Consider the following 20,733-nt stretch of genomic DNA (forward strand, 5'->3'; position numbering starts at 1 on the left):
GTCAAGATATACGAGGATTTTTTTAAAATGTATAGATTTCGTTAAAAAAATGAATAGAATATGTCCGCATATCATGATAAAATGGGGCTATAGACAATTTTAATGGAGGATACGAAAGGATGAAGAAAAAATCATCGGTTATTGCCAAACTCATTATACCGGTTGCGGTTCTTGGGTGCATCGCGATTATGATTGCAGGCGTGAGTCTTTATTCCATGACCGCCGTTCAGAAGGAAAGCAATCAGATCTCCGGAGAGGGTGTACGTGCGACAATCTGTATGGATGAGATCAATCTTGCTTTTGCCAACACGCAGAAGCTTACGCTTGCGCTCTGCGCAGAGCCGAGCAAGGATCTGTATGAGTATGTGGCATCCCAGCTGACGGAATACCAGTCGAACGTGGACAGCTATGAAAAGGAGCTTCTGGCGATGGATCACTATTTTACGGCAGATGATATCCAGCTTATGAATGAGACATTTGATCTGCTCACAGAGGCGCAGGGGACAACCGTGGAACTGATGCAGACGGCGATGGCCGGTGATTCTGCAGCAGCGGTGGCAAAGGCAAATTCTGTGATGACGGAGTGGTCAGATACGATTGCGGTCAATATGGATACGCTCATATCTCGCAACGATGAATTGGTGAAGCAGAATATTCAGGAACAGAAAGATCTGTACAACCAGAATATGATACTATCGCTGATCCTGCTGGCAATTTCTTTTGTGGCATTTGTCATGGTGGTTGTTGTGATTATCAAGACGGTTGTAAAGCCGCTCAGAAAGCAGACGAGTGAACTGACAGAGATTATTGATGAGATCAAAGGTGGACACGGTGACCTCACAAAGCGCGTTACGGTAAAGTCGATGGATGAGATCGGGCAGTCATCGATCGGTATCAATCATTTTATCGAGACGCTGCAGAATATCATGTCCAACATCATCAGCAATTCCAATGTCCTTGACGGAGTTGTCGGAAATGTAGCAAGTAGCGTTGCAGCGTCCAGTGACAATGCCAATGATATTTCCGCGATCATGGAAGAGCTTTCTGCAACGATGGAGGAGGTATCCGCAACGACGAACAGCGTCAGCGAGAATACGACCGCCGCGGAAGGCAAAGTACAGAAGATGGCAGATCAGACCAAGGTTATGTCACAATATGCGCAGGATATGAAGAAGCGTGCGACGGAGCTTGAGCACACGGCGACAGAGAACATGAACAACACCAACGAGATGATCGGCGAGATTACGACGGAGATGAACCAGGCGCTCGAGAATTCCAAGAGTGTGGAGAAGGTCGCACAGCTGACGGCGGATATTTTAAATATTTCCAGCCAGACGAATCTGCTTGCACTGAATGCATCGATTGAGGCGGCGCGTGCCGGTGAAGCCGGAAAGGGATTTGCAGTTGTAGCAGATGAGATCAGACAGCTCGCAGATTCTTCGCGTGAGACAGCGAACAATATCCAGACGATCAATGAGCAGGTAATTGAGGCAGTACAGGGACTGGTTGTTTCTTCGGAGAAGATTGTTGGTTATATCAACGAGAACATCCTGCCGGATTACCGTGCGTTTGTGCAGGGTGGTCAGCAGTACAATGATGATGCGACCCACATCGACAACACGATGGCAGAGTATGCGGGCGAGGCGCAGGATATACTGGCGACAATGATGGAGATGACAGAGGCAATTGAGGGCATCAGCCGTGCGGTCGAAGAATCCGCAAATGGCGTGACCGATGCAGCCACGAACATTGATTCCCTGGTACAGTCCATGTCCACTGTAAACGGACAGATGGAGGAGAACAGTACCGTGGCAAAGAATCTCAAGGAAGAATCAGCAGCATTTGCATGTGTATAGAACGCGGGACGGAGCCATCTGAAAGAAGCTGCCGCACGAAGCAGGTAAGCAGCTTTGTGTGATAAGTTATACTATGAGAAGCATACCCCTACGATTTCGGATGGAATGCCTATGGAACATTCTGTTCAAAAAATGCGGCATTTCTTACCAGCCGGTGACTGCATCTGCGATGATCCGTGTCTTTCCAAGTTTGGAGCACTCTACGGACTATGTCCGCAAGCCAACAGACAATTTTAGGACTTTTGTGTGTCCCTTATGGCACCAGACAACAGATGGCATTTATGCCATCTTTATGTCGAACAAAACATAACCGCGCGAAGCCGATGTCTGAATTGGCATCTGCCCTATTTTCAATAGCAGATGCCAACGAGTTTCGGTTCGCGCGGTTTTATATTGTCTGTGAAGCGGTGCCATTAGGGACACTAGAAAGTCCGCTCATTGTCTGTGGCTTGTCGGACACACTCCGGGAGAGTCCAAACGTGGAAGAGACACGGAATCAGATGCAGTCATCCGGCTGGAAGAAATACACACATTTTTCTCCAACGAATGTTTCATATGCAGTTCCAGCCGAAATCTGTATCAAGTGCTTCCTGTAATATAACTTATCGCCCCAAAGTCAACTGCCCGCCTGATGGGACAGCTTCTTTGCTAACGGCAGGGTAAAGATAAATTCCGTTCCCACGCCTTCCGTGCTGATACAGTTGATGTTTTCGCCGTGTGCCTGGACAATCTCCTTTACGATGGAGAGACCAAGCCCGGTTCCTTTTTTGTCCTTGCCGCGGGAGAGATCCGTCTTGTAGAAGCGCTCCCAGATCTTTTTGATGCTGTCGCCCGGGATGCCGATGCCGGTGTCCTTGACGGAGACGAAGATCTTGTCGTTCTTCTCCGTGGTCTCGATCGTGATCGCGGAGTCCGTGTGGCTGAATTTGATTGCATTGTCGATCAGGTTGTAGAGTACCTGCTCGATCTTACTCATATCGGCGGAGACAAAAAGCTTCTCGCCGGTTAAGATCAGGTTGAAAGTAATGCGCTTTTCCATGCAGCGCCCCTCGAACGTCTGGACTGTCATGCGGATCGTGTGATTGATGTCGAAATCCGTGATGTCCAGCATCGTGCCGTGTGAGCCGAATTTGTTTAACTCAAGAAGGCTCTTGGTCAGCTTGTTCAGCCGCTCGGTCTCAAAGAGGATGATGTTTAAATATTTGTCCTGCATCTCTACGGGAATGGTGCCGTCGAGCATCGCTTCCACATAACCTTTGATGGAAGTGAGGGGCGAACGGAAATCATGCGAGACGTTGGAGACGAACTTTTTCTGGTCGTCCTCCAGGGTATTCAGTTCGTTCGCCATGTAGTTGAGCGAGGCGGCGAGATAGCCGATCTCATCATTGGAGTGAACATCAATCTTTTTTTCAAAGTTGCCGGCGGCATATTCGTCCGCCGCTTTTGTAATCTTGCGGATCGGTATGTACACCACATAGGTAAACAGAATCAGTACCACAAAGGCTGCCAGAAACAGAAGCCCAAGCGTCTCATAAGCGATGGCGACAAGTCCGTTCGCGTAGGACACGAGACTGCTGGTCGGCTTGTGGATGACCACATAGCCGCGCACCTTGTAGTTGACGGTGATCGGCGAGAAAACACTTAGCATCTCTGACGTAAACTGGTTATAAAACGTGCCGGTCTGATAATAGCGGCTTCCGAAGTCGGTAATGTTGAAGCCGGGAACCGGTGTGGGATCACAGCCCGGCGCCGCCGTGTTCAGAATGATGCTGCCGCGCGTGTCCACGATCCAGATTTCGCTGGAGAGATAGGTGCTTAAGGTGGAAAGCTGTGTCTGTATCTCGTCCAGCGTCATGGTCTTGGAAAAATAATTCCCGGCATAGTTGGAGGAGATCAGGGCGGATTCCCGGTAGAGGCTGGCAGCCTCCTTTTTTTCCACAAAGGCAAACGTAATGTGGTAGGTAAAGGTTGTGATGATGAGAAAACCGATCAGACCGTACATCAGATAGCCGGCGAGCAGTTTGGGGTAAAGGGTACGTTTCATAGGTCACGAACCTCGAATTTGTAGCCGATGCCCCAGACCGTTGCGAGGCTCCAGTTGGCATGATCCTTGATCTTCTCGCGGAGACGCTTCACGTGAACATCCACAGTACGCGTGTCGCCGATGTATTCATAACCCCAGATGTGGTCTAATAGCTGCTCTCTTGTAAAAACCTGATTCGGCGAAGCCGCAAGAAAATATAAAAGCTCCAGTTCCTTTGGCGGCATATCGACGGCCTGCCCCATGTAGATGACGGAGTAGTTCGAGAGATTGACCACCAGATCCGTGTACTTGACGCATTTTAACTCTGCGGCAGGTTCCTCCGGCTTTGCCGGCTGATAGCGGCGCAGCACTGCCTTGACGCGCGCGACAAGCTCCTTGGAGTCGAACGGCTTCATCATGTAATCGTCCGCGCCGAGCTCCAGACCGAGTACCTTGTCAAAAATCTCGCCTTTGGCTGACAGCATAATGATCGGAACATTTGCCTTCGCACGGATCTCACGGCAGACCTGATAGCCGTCCATGCCGGGAAGCATCAGATCGAGCAGGATCAGATTCGGATTGTACTGATCAAAAGCGATCATGGCTTCCTCGCCGTCATTGACGATCCGGGTATCGAAACATTCCTTTGTGAGATACAGGGAAATCAGTTCTGCGATATTATTGTCATCATCTACGATGAGAATTTTCTGTTTTGCTGCCATATCATCATCTCCTCATTTTTATTTTAAATATCAGTCCTTAAACTCGGCAATCGTGACACCGGCATCGCCCTCGCCGAACTCGCCGAGGTGGAATGATTTGACATATTTTAAGCGCTTTAAATGAGCCTGCACCGCGTTGCGGAGTGCGCCCGTGCCTTTTCCGTGAACGATGCGCACGGACGGCAGATGTGCCAGATAAGCGTCGTCCAGATATTTGTCGAGAAGCGGAATGGCCTCGTCGGTCGTCTTACCGATGAGATTGATCTCTGTGGAGACGGAGGCGGATTTGCTCATCTTGATCTTGCCGGCACTGGTCTTCTGGAACTTCTTGGTGCCCGGTGCGGCATCCTCTTCCAGAAGGATCAGGTCGTTGATGTTGACCAGAGAGCGCAGAATTCCCATCTGCACATACAGGTCGCCCCTGGCATTCGGAAGGGAATGAACGGTGCCTTTTAAGTTCATGCTGATGACTTTGACGCTGTCGCCGATGCGCAGCTTCTTCGGAACGTTGTGGTTCGGTACGGAAGCTTTTTTCTGCTCGGACATCTTCTGTGCGGCTTTGTCCATCTTGCCGCGCAGCTTGGTACGTTCTTTTTCCATCTCGCTGACCGGTGCGCCCGCCTTGCCGTATTTGTTAAAATTGCGGATCGTCTCATCGGCGACGTCCTTGGCTTCTTTTAAGATATTGTATGCCTGCTCGTTTGCCTCGCGCAGAATCTTGTTGCGGCTGGAATCCAGACGCTCCTGCTTCTGCTCCAGCTTTTCCTTTAAGGACTCGATCTCGGCTTTGTACTGGTTGATCTCTAACTGCTCCCGCTCGATCGTGCTGCGGCTCTTCTCAAGATCTGCGATCAGGTCTTCAAAATCGCCCTCACTCTTGCTGATGCGCCCCTTGGCGTCGGTAATGAGATCCGACGGAAGACCGAGCTTTTCAGAGATGGCAAACGCGTTGCTCTTGCCCGGAATACCGATTAAGAGGCGGTAGGTCGGACTTAACGTCGCCACGTCGAACTCACAGCAGGCATTTTCCACGCCTGGTGTGGAGAGGGCATAGACCTTGAGCTCGCTGTAATGCGTCGTAGCCATAATGCGTGCTCCGTAAAGGTGGAGCTTCGAGAGAATGGAGATCGCAAGCGCAGCGCCCTCGGTCGGATCGGTTCCGGCACAGAGCTCATCGAAAAGTACCAGAGAACGGTCGTTGACCTGCTCTAAGATACGGATGATGTTGACCATGTGGGAGGAGAAGGTACTGAGCGACTGCTCGATACTCTGCTCGTCCCCGATGTCAGCGAACACTTCGTCAAAAATACCGAGTTCCGAGCGCTCGGACGCCGGAATATGCAGGCCGGACTGTCCCATCAGCGTCAGCAGACCGACGGTTTTTAAGGAGACCGTCTTACCGCCGGTGTTCGGACCGGTCACGATCAGCAGGCGGAAATCCTCGCCGAGCCGTACGTCGATCGGAACGACCTTTTTCGGATCGAGTAACGGGTGGCGTCCTTTGCGGATGTGAATCCGTCCGTCATCATTAAAAAGCGGGGCGACCCCGTTGTATGTCTGCGCGAAAGCCGCTCTGGCAAAAATAAAGTCCAGCTCGGTCAGAAGTTCATAGTCGGCGAGCAGCTGTGTGGCGTAGGAGGCGGTCAGATTGCTTAAGCCGGCAAGGATGACCTCGATCTCCTCCTGCTCACGGAGCTGCAGCTCTTTGTATTCGTTGTTCAGATTGACGACAGCCATCGGCTCGATGAAAAGTGTGGAGCCGGTGGAGGACTGGTCATGGATCATGCCTGGAACAAGAGACTTTGCCTCCGCTTTGACCGGGAGACAGTAGCGCCCGTCGCGCATGGTAATGACGGTGTCCTGCAGATAGCTTCTGGTCGTGGTGTTGTTGATCATGGAGTTCATCTGTGCGCGGATCTTATCGTTCATTCCGCGCATGGAGCGCCGGATCGAGTGCAGCGTGCTGCTGGCGTCGTCGGCAATCTCGTCCTCGGAGAGAATACAGCGCCGGATCTCGTCACACAGCGGCGTGAGAGGCTCGATGCCGGCAAAAAGACTGGTCAGGGAATCGTCCGGCTGATCGTTGTCGTCCTGTGATCTGGCAAAAGCCTTCGCGCGTTTCGCGGACTCTAAGAGGGAGCAGACGCGCAGCAGTTCGATGGCGCTTAAGGCGCCGCCGATCTCTAAGCGCTTTAGCGAATCGCGGATGTCCGTAACTCCAGAAAAGGACAGGGAGCCGTATTTGAACAGCCGGCTTAAGGCATCCGATGTCTGCTGCTGCAGCTGTTCGATCTGCGCGCGGTCGGTGATCGGGCGCAGCTTCTGACAGCGCGACTTGGCGTCAGCGCTGAAAGCATATTCGGTCAGTTGATCGAGAATCTTGTTATATTCTAAGGTGTGTAATACTTTTTCGTTCATAGCAGTTCCTTTGATTTGATTGTCACATGGTTATGTCCTTCTTATTATATATGATTCCGGGAGTCTTGGAAAGCAGAACCTGAAAAGAATTGTAGAATCCTATTGCAAGCGTATGTGATTCATTTTATAATGATTACTGGTACGGTTTTCAGAAATTCGTGTGTAAATACATGCAGAAAAGAGGAAATCATGCAGCAAAAGGATAACGATCAGTTTTCTTTTATTAACGAAAAAATCAAAGAAAAGCCGGTCAATAAGAAGCGATTGCTGATGCAGGCAGGTTTTATTGCCCTGATGGCAGTCGTTTTTGGAATCATAGCAAGTCTGGTTTTCGCGTATTTTCAGCCTAAGTTTGAATCACTGTTTTACCCCGAGGAGGAACCGGTGGTCACCATTCCGCAGGATTCGGTTGCGGTGACGGAGCTGACGGAGCTGACTGAGGAGACAGAGACATCCGAGGAGACGGAGACATCCGAGGAACCACAGGTACCTTCCGAGGAACCGCCGCTACAGCAGCCCCAGGAGCTTGAGATTGCGGATGTACAGAACGTGCAGAACAAGCTGTATGCGGTGGGAAGAGAAGCAAACCGCTTTGTCGTGACCGTGACGGGGGTCAAGAGCGACACGGACTGGTTCAACAATTCTTACGAGAGCAGAGGACAGGCATCCGGCATTATCATTGCAGACAGCGGTCAGGAACTTCTGATTTTAACTGAGCGCAAGGTCATCTCAGATGCACAGGAGGTCTATGTTACTTTCATCAATGATGTGACGGTGGAAGCGTCCATGAAGCACTACGACGGCAATACGGGAATTGCAGTGCTCTCGGTGCCGCGCAGTCAGGTGGATGAGGATACCATGAATGCAATCTCGGTGGCGAAGCTCGGGAATTCACTGACTACAATGCAGGGAACCATGGTTATTGCGGTGGGAAGTCCGCTCGGAACGAACTATTCGATCCTTACGGGGAATATTACATCTACCAACAATGTGATTTCCACGATCGACAATAATTATACCGTCTTTACGACGGATATTGTGGGCAGCAGCAGCGGCAGCGGCGTCATCATCAATGTGAACGGCGAGGTGATCGGTCTGGTAATGCAGGATTACGGCAATGAGGAGGATCAGACGACGCTCACAGCCCTCTCGATCTCCGAGTTAAAGCAGTTGATCGAGAAGCTGTCCAACAATCAGGACATTCCGTATATCGGTCTGGGACTGACGACGGTTTCTGCGGCAACCGCCAAGGAATACGACATTCCGAAGGGTGCATACATCAAGGAAGTCAAGATGGATTCACCAGCGCTGGCGGCAGGACTGCAGAGCGGCGATGTCATTACAGAGATGGATGGAGAAGCTGTCTACACGGTGGACAGTTATGAGAGCAAGCTTCTGGCATTGAAACCGGGCGACGAGGTGGAGATCGTTGTACAGCGGCAGGGCGCGGAGAAGTACGAGGAGATCACCTGTACGGTACAGGTCGGAGTGTTAAAGTAGAGGATAGTAACAGAAGGCGGTGTCTTGCGGCACCGCCATATTATGGAAATGAGGTCAGAAATGAAGTATATTGAGAGCCTGCGTGAGGGCGAGAGAATCAACGAAATCTATTTGTGCAAGGTAAAGCAGTCAGCGCTGACAAAGGCGGGAAAGCCTTATGATAATCTGATCCTGCAGGATAAGACCGGTACACTGGACGCCAAGATCTGGGAGCCGGGCTCGGTTGGAATCGATGAGTTTGATTCGTTAGACTACATCGCAGTCATGGGAGACATCACAAGTTTTCAGGGAAATCTCCAGCTCAACGTAAAGCGTGTGCGCAAGGTGCAGGAAGGGGAATACGATCCGAAAGATTATCTGCCGGTATCCAAAAAGGACATCGACGGGATGTATACAGAGCTTCTCGGACTGATTGCTTCCGTGAAGCACCCGTATTTAAGAAAGCTTCTGGAGAGCTTTTTTGTCGAGGATAAGGATTTTGAAAAACGGTTCAAGTTTCATTCCGCAGCGAAGAGCGTGCATCACGGATTTGTGGGCGGACTGCTGGAGCATACGCTCTCTGTGACGAAGAACTGTGATTATTTTGCGGCAACCTATCCGATATTAAACCGCGATCTGATCGTGTCTGCGGCAATTTTTCATGATATCGGAAAGCTGGAGGAACTCTCGACGTTCCCGGAGAACGATTACACGGATGAGGGACAGCTTTTAGGACACATCATGATCGGCGCCGAGATGGTCGGAGAGCGGATCCGCACGATTCCGGGATTCCCGAAGGGAACCGCCAATGAGTTGAAGCACTGCATTTTAGCTCACCACGGAGAACTGGAATACGGTTCGCCGAAGAAACCGGCACTTGCGGAGGCACTGGCACTCAGTTTTGCGGACAATATTGACGCCAAGATGGAGACAATACGGGAGATTTTTGCAAGTGTTCCGGAGAACAATCTGGAGTGGCAGGGATATAACCGCCTGCTGGAGAGCAATATCCGCAGATCAGGAAGAGAGTCATAGGTATATCACAGGATATGAAGAAAAACGACAGTATTGAGTTAAAGATCGAAGATATGGGCGTTGACGGAGAGGGCATCGGAAAATACGAGGGGATGACCTTTTTCGTGAAAGATGCTGTGATCGGGGATACGATCCGTGCCGGCATCACGAAGCTCAAGAAGAACTACGGCTATGCCAGGGTGCAGGAGATTTTAGAACCGTCGCCGTACCGTGTGAAGCCGGAGTGTCCGCTATATGCGCGCTGTGGTGGCTGCCAGATCCAGGCGATGGACTATAGGCAGCAGCTTTGCTATAAGCAGAAAAAGGTGCGCGGCAATCTGATCCGTATCGGAGGATTTGCGCCGGAACTCATTGATTCCGTGATGGAGGAGATTGTGGGGATGGAGCAGCCGTATCGTTACCGCAATAAGGCACAGTTCCCGATCGGCGCGGACAGGGACGGGATGCCGGTGGCGGGATTTTACGCAGCGCGCACGCATAACATTATCCCGGTAGAGGATTGTAAGCTGGGCGTTACGCAGAATGAGCAGATTCTTGGAGTGGTGCTTTCCTATATGCGTGAGAATGGGGTCCGTTCGTATGATGAGACGACAGGGCGGGGACTGGTGCGCCATGTGCTGATCCGTTACGGATTCACCTCAAAGGAACTGATGGTCTGCCTGGTCATTAACAGAGAGACACTTCCGCAGGAGAAGAAACTGGTGGATGCGTTGTGTAAAATAGAAGGTATGACCAGCATTTCCGTGAACATCAACCGGAAGAATACGAATGTGATTTTGGGGGAGGAGACCCGGACCGTCTGGGGATCGGATTATATCACGGATCAGATTCATCTGCGCGACTGTGACCATGATTTTGCACTGACAGATACGGCAATCGCCTATCACATTTCTCCGCAGTCTTTTTACCAGGTAAACCCGGTGCAGACGGAGAAGTTGTACAGTCTGGCACTTTCCTACGCGGGTCTGACTGGCAGGGAGACCGTCTGGGATCTATACTGTGGCATTGGAACCATTTCCCTGTTTCTGGCACAGAAGGCAGGGAAGGTCTACGGCGTGGAGATCGTGCCGCAGGCGATTGAAGACGCGAGAAGCAACGCGGCATTAAACGGTATTACCAACGCCTCGTTTTTCGTGGGAAAGGCGGAGGAGGTTCTTCCGGAGTTCTACGAAAAGGAGAGCCGGAAGCCGGATGCGGACATGCTTCATCCGGATGTGATCGTTGTTGATCCGCCCCGGAAGGGATGCGATGAGAAGTGTCTGGAGACGATGCTTCGCATGAAGCCGGAACGGATTGTGTATGTCAGTTGCGACCCGGCAACGCTTGCAAGGGATCTGAAGATTCTGTGTGGGGGTGGCTATGAGCTGCGGAAGGTGCGGCCGGTGGACCAGTTCGGACATACAACACATGTGGAGACGGTATGCCTTTTGTCTAATTGAATGACCGACAGCCGGAGAGTGAAAGTTGACTTCTCATTGTTAAAAATACAGTTAATTAGAGGAAAAAGGACATTCCAGACCTGTTAGTTTTACGGGGCATGGGATGTCTTTTTTTCGGTTATGGAAGTGTCAAAAGGACAAGGTAATGATACTGAGGGTATTAAGACGGATATGAATAATATCTATCTTATCTAGAGATAAGGATGGATGGGATGATTGTATAAGGATGGATGGGATGATTGTATAAGGATGGATGGGATGATTGTATAAGGATGGATGGGATGATTGTACAGATTGAAAAAATCACGTTTTCGTGATAAACTTTTCTTAAATCTGTTGGAAAAATGAGGGAGGATGACATGGCAGTCAGTTACAAAAAATTATTCCATTTACTGATAGAAAAAAATATGACAAATGCACAGTTGCAGCAGGAGGCTGGCTTCTCCGCAAATATCATCACACGGCTGAAACGTAATAGGTATATTTCCCTCGAAAGCGTAGAGAGTATATGTCATGTCCTGAACTGTGGCGTTGACGATATTCTGGAATTTGTACCAGAGAATAACGGAGGAAAAGAGAATGGTTGATACCAAAAAAGAACAGGAACGTGACGAACTGCACCGTGCAATATGGGCGATTGCAGATGAACTGCGTGGAGCAGTCGATGGTTGGGACTTCAAAAATTATGTTCTTGGCACGATGTTCTATCGCTACATTTCCGAAAATCTGTGCAATTACATAAACAGCGGTGAGATTGATGCAGGCAATACTGATTTTGATTATGCAAAAATGCCGGATGAGGATGCGGAAGAGGCAAGAGAGGGATTGGTAGAGGAAAAAGGATTTTTTATCCTTCCGAGCGAACTTTTCTGTAATGTCCGAACCAACGCCGCAAATGATGAAAATCTGAATGAGACGCTGGAGCGTGTGTTTCGTCATATCGAGGAATCAGCAAAGGGCAGTGAGGCTGAGAGTGACTTTGCCGGATTGTTCGATGACTATGATGTAAACAGCAATAAACTGGGGTCTACAGTTGCAAAGCGCAATGAAAAACTTGTGAAACTGCTGAATGGCGTAGGTGAAATGAATCTGGGAGATGTGAAAGATCATTCCATTGATGCCTTTGGTGATGCTTATGAGTACCTTATGACCATGTATGCATCAAATGCCGGAAAATCTGGTGGAGAGTTCTTTACTCCGGCAGATGTGTCAGAATTGCTCACACGCCTTGGAACTGTAGGAAAAACGGAAATCAACAAAGTATATGATCCGGCTTGTGGTTCAGGTTCATTGCTTCTGAAGGCTGAGAAAATTCTTGGAAAGGATGCTATCCGTAATGGGTTTTATGGACAGGAGATTAATATCACAACCTATAACCTGTGTCGTATCAATATGTTTTTGCATGATGTGGGTTTTGATAAATTTGATATAGCCTGTGAAGACACATTGCTCAGTCCACAGCACTGGGATGATGAACCGTTTGAACTGATTGTGTCTAATCCGCCATATTCTATCAAGTGGGCGGGAGACGAAAATCCTCTGCTCATCAATGATCCTCGTTTTGCTCCGGCTGGAGTTCTGGCACCTAAGAGCAAAGCGGATATGGCATTTATCATGCACAGCTTGTCATGGCTTGCGTCTAACGGAACTGCTGCCATTGTATGTTTTCCGGGAATTATGTATCGTGGCGGTGCAGAACAGAAAATTCGTAAATATCTGGTAGACAATAACTATGTGGATTGCATCATTCAGTTACCGAGTAACCTGTTCTTCGGCACTTCTATCGCAACCTGCATTATGGTGATGAAGAAGAATAAGACGGACAATAAGACGCTGTTTATTGATGCCACAAGCGAGTGTGTAAAGGTGACCAACAATAATAAGCTGACACAAGAGAATATCGACCGTATTGTGGATGTGTTTGCTAAGCGTGAAGAAATCGAACATTTTTCCCATCTGGCAAGTTATGAGGAAGTATCCGAGAACGCTTATAATCTGTCGGTCTCCACTTATGTAGAGGCAGAGGATACCAGAGAAAAAATTGACATTGTGAAGCTGAATGCGGAAATTAAAGAAATTGTTGCCCGTGAACAAGTGCTTCGTGATGAGATTGATAAGATTATCGCAGAAATCGAGGTGGGATGATATGGAAAATAATCTGATGGTGTATCAGTCTGTTATTACAGATATAAAGAATATCATAAATGCAGGGCAGCAAGAGGCGTATGGTGCCGCCAGTAAGGCAATGGTTCTGACTTATTGGAATGTAGGAAAAAGAATCGTTGAGCAGGAGCAAGCGGGAAAAGAGCATGCTGAGTATGGGAAAAAACTATTAGTTGCATTGTCTGATGAATTGACGAAAGAATATGGAAACGGATATTCTGAACGTAATTTGCGATATTTTAGAAAATTCTACCAATATTTTCCAGACAAGGAGATTTGGAACGCATGCGTTCCGAATTTGAATTGGACGCAATTTCGCAGTCTTTTGCGTGTGTCAGATGAAAATGCACGTATTTGGTATATGAACGAAGCGGCAAAAGAAGGTTGGAGCAGCAGAACTCTTGACCGGAATATTTCCACACAATATTATAATCGTCTTTTGCAATCTCCCCAAAAAGAAAATGTGATTGCAGAGATGAAGCAAAAAACAGTAGGCTATCAAAAAAACAGTTTTGAGTTGCTGAAAAATCCAATCATGGCGGAGTTTTTGGGCTTTAAGAATGAAGACAGTTACTTGGAAAGTGATCTTGAAACGGCAATCATATCTCATATACGTGACTTTCTGATGGAGATGGGACGAGGTTTTGCGTTTGTTGCCCGTCAGCAACACATAGTCACAGAAACGGAAGACTATTATATAGATCTTGTTTTTTATAATATTGAACTCAAGTGTTATGTACTGATTGATTTGAAAATGGGTAAGATTACGCATCAGGATGTCGGGCAGATTGATATGTATGTGCGGATGTATGATGATTTAAAGTGCAAGCCGGGGGATAATCCGACCATTGGCATTTTGCTCTGTTCAGAAACGGATGAGGATATTGCAAGATATTCTGTATTGCACGATAACGATCATTTGTTTATGTCAAAGTATCTGACCTGTCTTCCGACAAAAGAACAACTGAAAGTCGAGATAGAACGCCAGAAAGAGATTTTCTATATGCAGCATCCGGATGCAGGTGAGAATGATGATGGGGAGGAGATTGAGGAATGAGCCATTCAGAAATAGTCAATATTGCTGTTTCAATCGTTTCGATTATCATTGCACTAGTTGCAATATTTCAAACGAAACAACAGATTGCTTTGAGCAACAAACAGCAATTATTCGATAGACGGCTTTCGTGTTTTCTTGAGTTTAATACAATCTACAAATTATATGTATCAAATAAGTTATATTTGAAAGATGAAAGCACATTTTATCACACAAACGATTTGGTTTTTTCTTGGCTAACAAACTGTATTGAGTTAGAAGAAATGACACTCGCTGTATCAAAACCGTTACATCAAGAGGAACAAAAAATGCTGCTCACAAAATATGAGAAGCTAAAAAATTTAGCCATTGAAATTTCAATGATATTTGATGGCGAGACTGCTCGGATAGCAGGCGAATTTGTTTCATCATTTGCGGATTTACTAAAATCTATGTATCAACAGCAGGTATATATTTCTAAGTTAAAAGAACAGGAAACAGTAGATAGAATACCATTGTATCTTGATGACTACGAATCGAAATGTAGAAAAATGGTTGAAAAACTTGGAATATTTGACATGCGTGACAAACTTGAGCATCTGGATCACGAGATGGCTCAAAAATGTGTAACTGACAGTTTAAAAAACAGTGTATGTCTGACGAGGGTGACAAAAAATGAATAAACTTGATAAATTGATTGAAGAATTCTGCCCAGACGGGATGGAGTATAAAGAATTATCTGAGCTTTTTCATACAAGAAATGGATATACTCCATCTAAGGGAAATAAAGAATTTTGGGAAAATGGGTCGGTTCCATGGTTTAGAATGGAAGATATTAGAGAAAATGGAAATATTCTTTCAAAAGCTATACAGTATGTTTCTGAAAAAGCAGTAAAGGGAAAGCTGTTTCCTGAAAACTCAATTATAGTTGCAACTTCGGCAACTGTTGGAGAATTCATGAAGCTAATCTGGATGTTACAGATATTCATTACGATAAAAAATTTCAGATTTACAGAGACGATTAGATACCCAATATGATAAAATAGATGAAGTGGAGGAGGCAATCGTAGAGGCACTGAGATATTTTCAGATGATTCCAAGTGAATCGTAGGATGATTCGGCTTATAAGAAAGAGAAAATTTAACTAATGTTATAGAGCCTTCGGACATTGGGAATAAAACCTGATGTTCGTAGGCTTTTTGTTTACAGAAAATTTTTTTGTGGATATAATAAACATGACATATAGTTGTCGTGTTGTGTTAGATATGATATGTATGGAGAGTGGAATTATGAAGATAGATAGGCTTATTGGGATATTGTCAATCTTACTGCAGGAAGAAAAGACAACGGCTCCTGAACTGGCAGAAAAATTTGAGGTATCCCGCAGGACAATAAACCGGGATATTGAAGACCTTTGCAAAGCAGGTATTCCAATAAGGACGGCACAGGGAACCGGTGGCGGTATAAGTATTATGGACGGATATCGTATGGATAGGACGATACTGACATCCAAAGATATGCAGATGATTCTTGCAGGTTTGCGGAGTCTTGACAGTGTGAGCGGAAGCAGATACTACAGTCAGCTGATGGAGAAAATCCAGACCGGATCATCAGAGTTCATCAGTGGAAGAGACTCTATGCTGATTGACTTATCTTCATGGTATAAGGGTTCCCTTGCTCCAAAGATCGAGGTAATACAGAGTGCAATAGAAAACAGGCGCATCATACGATTTAAGTATTATGCTCCGTCCGGAGAGAGCAACCGAAGGGTAGAACCATATTATCTGGTTTTCCAGTGGTCGAGCTGGTATGTATGGGGGTGGTGTTTAGAACGTAAAGATTACAGGCTGTTCAAACTGAACCGTATGGATTGTGTTGTTGAAACAGACCGTGGATTTCTGTGCAGAGATGTACCAATGCCGGATTTGTCAAATGAGAAGATATTTCCGGGTGGGATAAAGGTAAAAGCTCTTTTCACACCGAATATGAAGTGGCGGCTGGTTGAAGAATTTGGACCGAACTGCTTTACAGAAACAGACGATGGAAGGCTGCTCTTTTCAGCAGACTATACGGATATGGAAAACCTTGTGACATGGCTTATGACATTTGGAGCAAAAGTAGAGGTGCTTGAACCAAAAGAAGCACGGGACATTATCCGCAGGAATGCGGAAGAAACATTAAAAATCTATGGAGGATTAGGAAAATGACATTTGATTATAAAAAAGAATATAAAGAATTTTATATGCCGAAAGGCACACCGTCTATCGTAACTGTTCCGAAAATGAACTATATAGCGGTAAGGGGAAGCGGCAATCCAAATGATGCAGACGGAGAATACAAGCAGGCTATCGGACTTCTGTATGGAATTGCATTTACGATTAAAATGAGCAAAAAGGAAGATCATCAGATTGATGGATATTTCGATTATGTCGTGCCGCCATTAGAGGGATTCTGGTGGCAGGGTGAGCGGCGTCCGGGGGACGCCATGCTGCGAACCGACCGAGCCGGCAGGCGAGACGGCGTATCCGGAATTGATTATGCTCGTAAGGAAGATTTTAAGTGGATTTCTGTTATTCGCTTGCCAGATTTTGTTACCAGGGAGAATTTCGACTGGGCTGTCAGGAAAGCTACGGCAAAGAAAAAACAGGATTTTTCTAAGGTTGAGTTTTTTTCCTATGAGGAGGGCTTATGTGTACAGTGTATGCATATCGGAGCGTATGACGATGAGCCTGCTACGGTAGATGCAATGCACAGATTTATGGAAGAACAGGGATATACACTTGATATAACGGATCAGAGGATGCACCACGAGATTTATCTGAGTGATGCGCGGAGAGTGGCACCTGAGAAATTGAAGACTGTGGTCAGGCATCCGATAAGGAGGGCTTAAAGGTATGGAATATATTAGAGTTACGAAAGAAAATCTTGAAAAGGAGCATATTTGCTGTGCCATTTCCGACAATAAAGATATTCAGGTATCATCAAAGAAGGCATGGCTTGCGGATAGATTTGATGAAGGTCTTGTGTTTCTTAAGAGCGTAGAACGCGGCAAGTGCTTTATTGAGTACATACCTGCGGAGTGTGCATGGAATCCAATCGAGGCACCTGGTTATATGTATATTAATTGTTTGTGGGTGTCCGGTTCTTTCAAAGGTCATGGATATTCAAGTGACTTACTTTCCAGGTGTATTGAGGACAGCAGAGAAAAGGGGAAGGAAGGCCTATGTATTCTTGCGGCAGCAAGGAAAAAGCCATTTCTGGCTGATCCGAAGTTTCTAAAATATAAAGGATTTGAAGTTTGTGATGAGGCTGATAATGGAATCCAGTTATGGTATCTGCCATTTGAAGAGAAAACTGAGCCACCGGTGTTCAAGGAATGTGCAAAACACCCTCATATAAATGAACGTGGCTATGTTCTTTATTATACAAACCAATGTCCTTTCAATGCAAAGTATGTACCAATCCTGGAAGAAACCGCTCAGAAGAATGGCATTCCATTCAAGGCTGTGAAGATCGAAAGTAGGAAGGATGCTCAGAATGTACCAACACCGATTACGACTTATGCACTATTTTGTGATGGGGAGTATGTTACGAATGAGCAGATGAATGATAAGAAATTCTTAAAGCTGGTGGGAAGATAGGAGAAAACAACATGGCATATGCTTTACTTTTTTACGATATGATGTTGTATCGTATTTTATTTTTGAGAAAATGCAGATGGTTTCCATTTCAAAAGAGGTATGGAGATAAAAAGTGTCAGAAATTCGGCATCAGGCATTGCTGACCAAAGACCGTATAGTCCAAACTTCACTTGTAAAATAGTAAGAAATTCTTGCATTTAAGGGAGGCTTGGCAATGAACAAGGATTTTGGATGCTGCTGTGGCTTTCTTGCAGACATGATTATGAAATACGCACCAGAGATAAAAGATGCATACAACATCGACACCTTGCAGCAATGTAGGGTGTTTTTCTATTACAGAAAGTTCATCGGCTCGCCACCGTGCAAGAGGTGGACATACTTCATAACCGTATGCAAGAGGCAGGAATGCAATTTTTGTCATGGGTTATGCACTTAACCTTTGTAACACACATATTTCTGTTGTACCATATAATCAGAATATAGGAAAAGAAGGAATACATATGGCACAGGACAGAGTTCGGATTGCGGATGTTGCAGATTCATTAGGTCTTAGTACTGCAACTGTCTCAAAGGTGATTCACGGAAAAACAGAAAAGATTTCGGATGAGACGGTAAAACGCGTCCAGCAGGAGCTGGAGAGGTCGGGATATATCCCGAATATGGCAGCTATTCTGCTTGCCAGGAATAATTCAAGAATCATCGGAGTGGTGGTGAATGATAATGAAAAGTATGAGGGCAGGGTTTTAGAGGATGGATTTGTTATGGCTTCAATAAATGCTCTCTCCCATGGGGTAAATGAAAAAGGATATTTTCTGATGATAAAAACGACATCTGACATCAGTGAGATTCCGGTGTTTGCATCTATGTGGAATATGGATGGGCTGATTCTGATGGGTTTTTGTGAAGCGGATTATGAGAAACTCAGAAATCAGATGCGGATATCGTTTGTAGTGTATGATGGTTATTTTGAAAAATGTTCCAAGGTGGTCAATCTGGTCATCAATCATTATGACGGTGGTTATCAGGCAGGAAGATATTTTAGGGAGCTTGGACATAAAAAAGCGTTGTGCATAGCGGACAATTTTATCTGCATGGATAAAGAGCGCATCGAAGGTTTTAGCGAAGCCTTTGGACCGGGAGAAACATTAAGATGGAAAATACCAAGGACAGAAAAGGAGAGAATGCGTTTTTATGAGGATAAATATCAGGCGCTGTTAGAGAAAAATGTTACCGCTGTTTTTGCGGTATCAGATTTCTATGCACTTGAGTTTATGAGGTTTTTGCAGGGAAAGAACATTCGGATTCCAAGGGATATCCAGATAATCGGATTTGATGACAACATGGCAAGCAGGGAAAGCCATCCTTCTCTAACAACAATTCATCAGGAGGCGTCCCTTAGGGCAGAAACTGCAATTAAGTGTCTTGAGGCAATGCGCGATGGAGCAGAATGTGAGACAAAAATTGTGTTGCCGGTTGAGTTAATTAAGAGAGAAAGTACGGGGGAATTATAATGTCGAAATTTATGAAAACATTGTGTAAAATAGCAATTCCTGTCACCTTGCAAAGTATGCTGCAGGCATCTTTTTCAATTGTAGACCAGATTATGATAGGACAGTTAGTGTAGACTAACATATCGGCAGTTGGACTATGTGGAAACTTTTCGCTGATTTTTTCTGTAGTGATTGGTGCAGTGAGTACGGTTGCGGGGATACTGATCGCACAGTTTATTGGTGCGGAAGATACAAAAGAGGCATGGTGCAGTTTTGATGTGAGCCTTATTAGCGGAATGGTAATAGCTGCGCTGTTTTTGTTTGCAGCAGGAGTTTTTCCCTCGCAGATTCTTGGGCTGTACACGAGGGATGTGAGTATTGTAAATACCGGTGCGGTCTATTTCAGGATAGTAGCGTTCTCCTATATTCCAATGGCGGCCGGCAATATTTTATCTTCGTGGCTGCGCTGCAGGGAGCATGCCACAATACCTTTTTGGGCGAGCTTTGGGGCAGTCGCTGTAAACACAGGTCTTAATTATCTGCTGATATTTGGAAAATTCGGATTGCCATGTATGGGAATAAAGGGAGCTGCGATCGCAACACTGATTTCGCAGTTATTTAATCTGGTATTTATTGCGGTTGGATTTGCCTTATGTATCAGAAAGGATGAAGATAAACCGGTATGGTCATTGCGTTTCAGTAAAATTACTATCAAGGATTATCTGATCATGATTATGCCGATTCTGGTCAGTGAATTTTTGTGGAGCCTCGGACAAAATGTGGAGTCTGCCGTCTATGGGCATCTTGGAATGGCAAATCTGGCGGCATACACACTTACCTGTCCGATACAGGGGCTTATTGTAGGAGCGCTTAGCGGATTGTCGGCGGCTGCCGGTGTAATGGTTGGCAAGAGGCTTGGCAGGAAAGAGTATGATGAGGCTTATACAGAATCGAAGAAAATAATGTATGCAGGCTTAATTGGTGCGGCAGCAGTATCGATATTGCTCATTCTTCTGGCTGGAGTATATACCGGGCTGTATCGTGTAGATGACAGTGTAAAAGAACTTGGAAAGATATTGCTTATTGTATTTGCCCTGTATGCACCGGTCAAGGTTGAAAATATGATACTCGGAGGCGGTATCATAAGAAGCGGCGGCAATACCAAAATGATTATGATGATTGATATTGTTGGCACATGGTGCATCGGAATCCCGCTGTGTCTGCTTGCAGCATATGCATTTAAGTGGGACATAGTTGGTGTGTATACACTGCTTACCACCGAAGAAATATTCAGGCTGGTGGTAGCGCTTGTTATTTTTAAGAGGCGTAAGTGGATGATCAGCTTATCGTAGTGTGAGGTGATGGATATGGATGATATAAAAGAAAATTATATCAGCAGCTGGCAATTGACTATTGCTGTCAGGTTTCGGATAT

The 20,733-nt window shown here is 46.2% G+C and carries 17 protein-coding genes; 14 read left to right on the top strand and 3 right to left on the bottom strand.

The window, feature by feature from the left end:
- Nucleotides 1-119: 119 nt before the first annotated feature.
- A complete protein-coding gene (locus tag RHOM_RS01065; protein ID WP_014078433.1) occupies nt 120-1,856 on the top strand; it encodes a methyl-accepting chemotaxis protein in 1,737 nt (578 codons plus the stop codon).
- A 616-nt stretch (nt 1,857-2,472) separates the two neighbouring features.
- On the opposite strand, the gene RHOM_RS01070 is transcribed toward RHOM_RS01065, so the two are convergent.
- From RHOM_RS01070 to RHOM_RS01080, 3 genes are read right to left on the bottom strand one after another with little or no spacing between them, the layout of a single operon-like run.
- A complete protein-coding gene (locus RHOM_RS01070) occupies nt 2,473-3,900 on the bottom strand; it encodes a sensor histidine kinase (RefSeq protein ID WP_014078434.1) in 1,428 nt (475 codons plus the stop codon).
- Complete coding sequence (locus RHOM_RS01075) at nt 3,897-4,601, bottom strand: response regulator transcription factor (RefSeq protein ID WP_014078435.1); 705 nt, start codon at nt 4,599-4,601, stop codon at nt 3,897-3,899. Before RHOM_RS01075 ends, RHOM_RS01070 begins: the two co-directional genes overlap by 4 nt.
- A gap of 30 nt (nt 4,602-4,631) precedes the next feature.
- Nucleotides 4,632-7,019, bottom strand: coding sequence for an endonuclease MutS2 (locus RHOM_RS01080; protein WP_014078436.1), 2,388 nt, complete (start codon nt 7,017-7,019; stop codon nt 4,632-4,634).
- A gap of 189 nt (nt 7,020-7,208) precedes the next feature.
- Here RHOM_RS01080 and RHOM_RS01085 point away from each other — a divergent pair, with 189 nt between their 5' ends.
- The 13 genes from RHOM_RS01085 (at nt 7,209) to RHOM_RS01145 (ending at nt 20,651) form a co-directional block, all read left to right on the top strand.
- Complete coding sequence (locus tag RHOM_RS01085; RefSeq protein ID WP_014078437.1) at nt 7,209-8,519, top strand: S1C family serine protease; 1,311 nt, start codon at nt 7,209-7,211, stop codon at nt 8,517-8,519.
- A gap of 60 nt (nt 8,520-8,579) precedes the next feature.
- Nucleotides 8,580-9,533 (top strand): 3'-5' exoribonuclease YhaM family protein, encoded by a 954-nt coding sequence (locus tag RHOM_RS01090; protein WP_014078438.1) that lies wholly within the window; start codon nt 8,580-8,582, stop codon nt 9,531-9,533.
- A 14-nt stretch (nt 9,534-9,547) separates the two neighbouring features.
- On the top strand, nt 9,548-10,972 hold the full coding sequence (gene rlmD / locus RHOM_RS01095; protein ID WP_014078439.1) for a 23S rRNA (uracil(1939)-C(5))-methyltransferase RlmD: 1,425 nt from the start codon (nt 9,548-9,550) through the stop codon (nt 10,970-10,972).
- 359 nt (nt 10,973-11,331) lie between these two features.
- Nucleotides 11,332-11,559 carry a helix-turn-helix domain-containing protein gene (locus RHOM_RS01100; protein ID WP_014078440.1) on the top strand — a complete coding sequence of 76 codons (228 nt, stop codon included), beginning with the start codon at nt 11,332-11,334 and terminating at the stop codon, nt 11,557-11,559.
- Nucleotides 11,552-13,117 (top strand): type I restriction-modification system subunit M, encoded by a 1,566-nt coding sequence (locus RHOM_RS01105; protein ID WP_014078441.1) that lies wholly within the window; start codon nt 11,552-11,554, stop codon nt 13,115-13,117. The genes RHOM_RS01100 and RHOM_RS01105 overlap by 8 nt, the downstream gene beginning before the upstream one ends.
- A gap of 1 nt (nt 13,118) precedes the next feature.
- On the top strand, nt 13,119-14,192 hold the full coding sequence (locus RHOM_RS01110; protein WP_014078442.1) for a PDDEXK nuclease domain-containing protein: 1,074 nt from the start codon (nt 13,119-13,121) through the stop codon (nt 14,190-14,192).
- Nucleotides 14,189-14,851, top strand: a complete 663-nt coding sequence (locus tag RHOM_RS01115) for a hypothetical protein (protein ID WP_014078443.1) — start codon at nt 14,189-14,191, stop codon at nt 14,849-14,851. The genes RHOM_RS01110 and RHOM_RS01115 overlap by 4 nt, the downstream gene beginning before the upstream one ends.
- Nucleotides 14,844-15,206 (top strand): restriction endonuclease subunit S, encoded by a 363-nt coding sequence (locus tag RHOM_RS01120; protein ID WP_014078444.1) that lies wholly within the window; start codon nt 14,844-14,846, stop codon nt 15,204-15,206. The genes RHOM_RS01115 and RHOM_RS01120 overlap by 8 nt, the downstream gene beginning before the upstream one ends.
- 251 nt (nt 15,207-15,457) lie before the next feature.
- A complete protein-coding gene (locus tag RHOM_RS01125) occupies nt 15,458-16,375 on the top strand; it encodes a helix-turn-helix transcriptional regulator (RefSeq protein WP_014078445.1) in 918 nt (305 codons plus the stop codon).
- On the top strand, nt 16,372-17,058 hold the full coding sequence (locus tag RHOM_RS01130; protein WP_014078446.1) for a GyrI-like domain-containing protein: 687 nt from the start codon (nt 16,372-16,374) through the stop codon (nt 17,056-17,058). Before RHOM_RS01125 ends, RHOM_RS01130 begins: the two co-directional genes overlap by 4 nt.
- 4 nt (nt 17,059-17,062) lie before the next feature.
- Nucleotides 17,063-17,809, top strand: a complete 747-nt coding sequence (locus RHOM_RS01135; protein ID WP_014078447.1) for an N-acetyltransferase — start codon at nt 17,063-17,065, stop codon at nt 17,807-17,809.
- 500 nt (nt 17,810-18,309) lie between these two features.
- Nucleotides 18,310-19,320: a LacI family DNA-binding transcriptional regulator gene (locus tag RHOM_RS01140; RefSeq protein ID WP_014078449.1), complete on the top strand. Its 1,011-nt coding sequence runs from the start codon at nt 18,310-18,312 to the stop codon at nt 19,318-19,320.
- Between the two features lie 119 nt (nt 19,321-19,439).
- The gene (locus RHOM_RS01145) at nt 19,440-20,651 is read left to right on the top strand and encodes an MATE family efflux transporter (protein ID WP_278244838.1); all 1,212 of its coding nucleotides are present in this window, start codon (nt 19,440-19,442) and stop codon (nt 20,649-20,651) included.
- Nucleotides 20,652-20,733: the final 82 nt, after the last annotated feature.

Origin of the sequence: Roseburia hominis A2-183, assembly GCF_000225345.1 — a bacterium.
In the GTDB taxonomy this organism is placed as follows: domain Bacteria; phylum Bacillota; class Clostridia; order Lachnospirales; family Lachnospiraceae; genus Roseburia; species Roseburia hominis.

Excerpts from the sequence above, each read along its gene's own strand:
- RHOM_RS01075 (WP_014078435.1), bottom strand. The coding sequence starts at position 4,601 with ATGGCAGCAAAACAGAAAATTCTCATCGTAGATGATGACAATAATATC.
- RHOM_RS01085 (WP_014078437.1), top strand. The coding sequence starts at position 7,209 with ATGCAGCAAAAGGATAACGATCAGTTTTCTTTTATTAACGAAAAAATC.
- RHOM_RS01090 (WP_014078438.1), top strand. The coding sequence starts at position 8,580 with ATGAAGTATATTGAGAGCCTGCGTGAGGGCGAGAGAATCAACGAAATC.
- RHOM_RS01120 (WP_014078444.1), top strand. The coding sequence starts at position 14,844 with ATGAATAAACTTGATAAATTGATTGAAGAATTCTGCCCAGACGGGATG.
- RHOM_RS01070 (WP_014078434.1), bottom strand. The coding sequence starts at position 3,900 with ATGAAACGTACCCTTTACCCCAAACTGCTCGCCGGCTATCTGATGTAC.
- RHOM_RS01125 (WP_014078445.1), top strand. The coding sequence starts at position 15,458 with ATGAAGATAGATAGGCTTATTGGGATATTGTCAATCTTACTGCAGGAA.
- RHOM_RS01115 (WP_014078443.1), top strand. The coding sequence starts at position 14,189 with ATGAGCCATTCAGAAATAGTCAATATTGCTGTTTCAATCGTTTCGATT.
- rlmD (WP_014078439.1), top strand. The coding sequence starts at position 9,548 with ATGAAGAAAAACGACAGTATTGAGTTAAAGATCGAAGATATGGGCGTT.
- RHOM_RS01130 (WP_014078446.1), top strand. The coding sequence starts at position 16,372 with ATGACATTTGATTATAAAAAAGAATATAAAGAATTTTATATGCCGAAA.
- RHOM_RS01105 (WP_014078441.1), top strand. The coding sequence starts at position 11,552 with ATGGTTGATACCAAAAAAGAACAGGAACGTGACGAACTGCACCGTGCA.
- RHOM_RS01080 (WP_014078436.1), bottom strand. The coding sequence starts at position 7,019 with ATGAACGAAAAAGTATTACACACCTTAGAATATAACAAGATTCTCGAT.
- RHOM_RS01140 (WP_014078449.1), top strand. The coding sequence starts at position 18,310 with ATGGCACAGGACAGAGTTCGGATTGCGGATGTTGCAGATTCATTAGGT.
- RHOM_RS01065 (WP_014078433.1), top strand. The coding sequence starts at position 120 with ATGAAGAAAAAATCATCGGTTATTGCCAAACTCATTATACCGGTTGCG.
- RHOM_RS01100 (WP_014078440.1), top strand. The coding sequence starts at position 11,332 with ATGGCAGTCAGTTACAAAAAATTATTCCATTTACTGATAGAAAAAAAT.
- RHOM_RS01135 (WP_014078447.1), top strand. The coding sequence starts at position 17,063 with ATGGAATATATTAGAGTTACGAAAGAAAATCTTGAAAAGGAGCATATT.
- RHOM_RS01110 (WP_014078442.1), top strand. The coding sequence starts at position 13,119 with ATGGAAAATAATCTGATGGTGTATCAGTCTGTTATTACAGATATAAAG.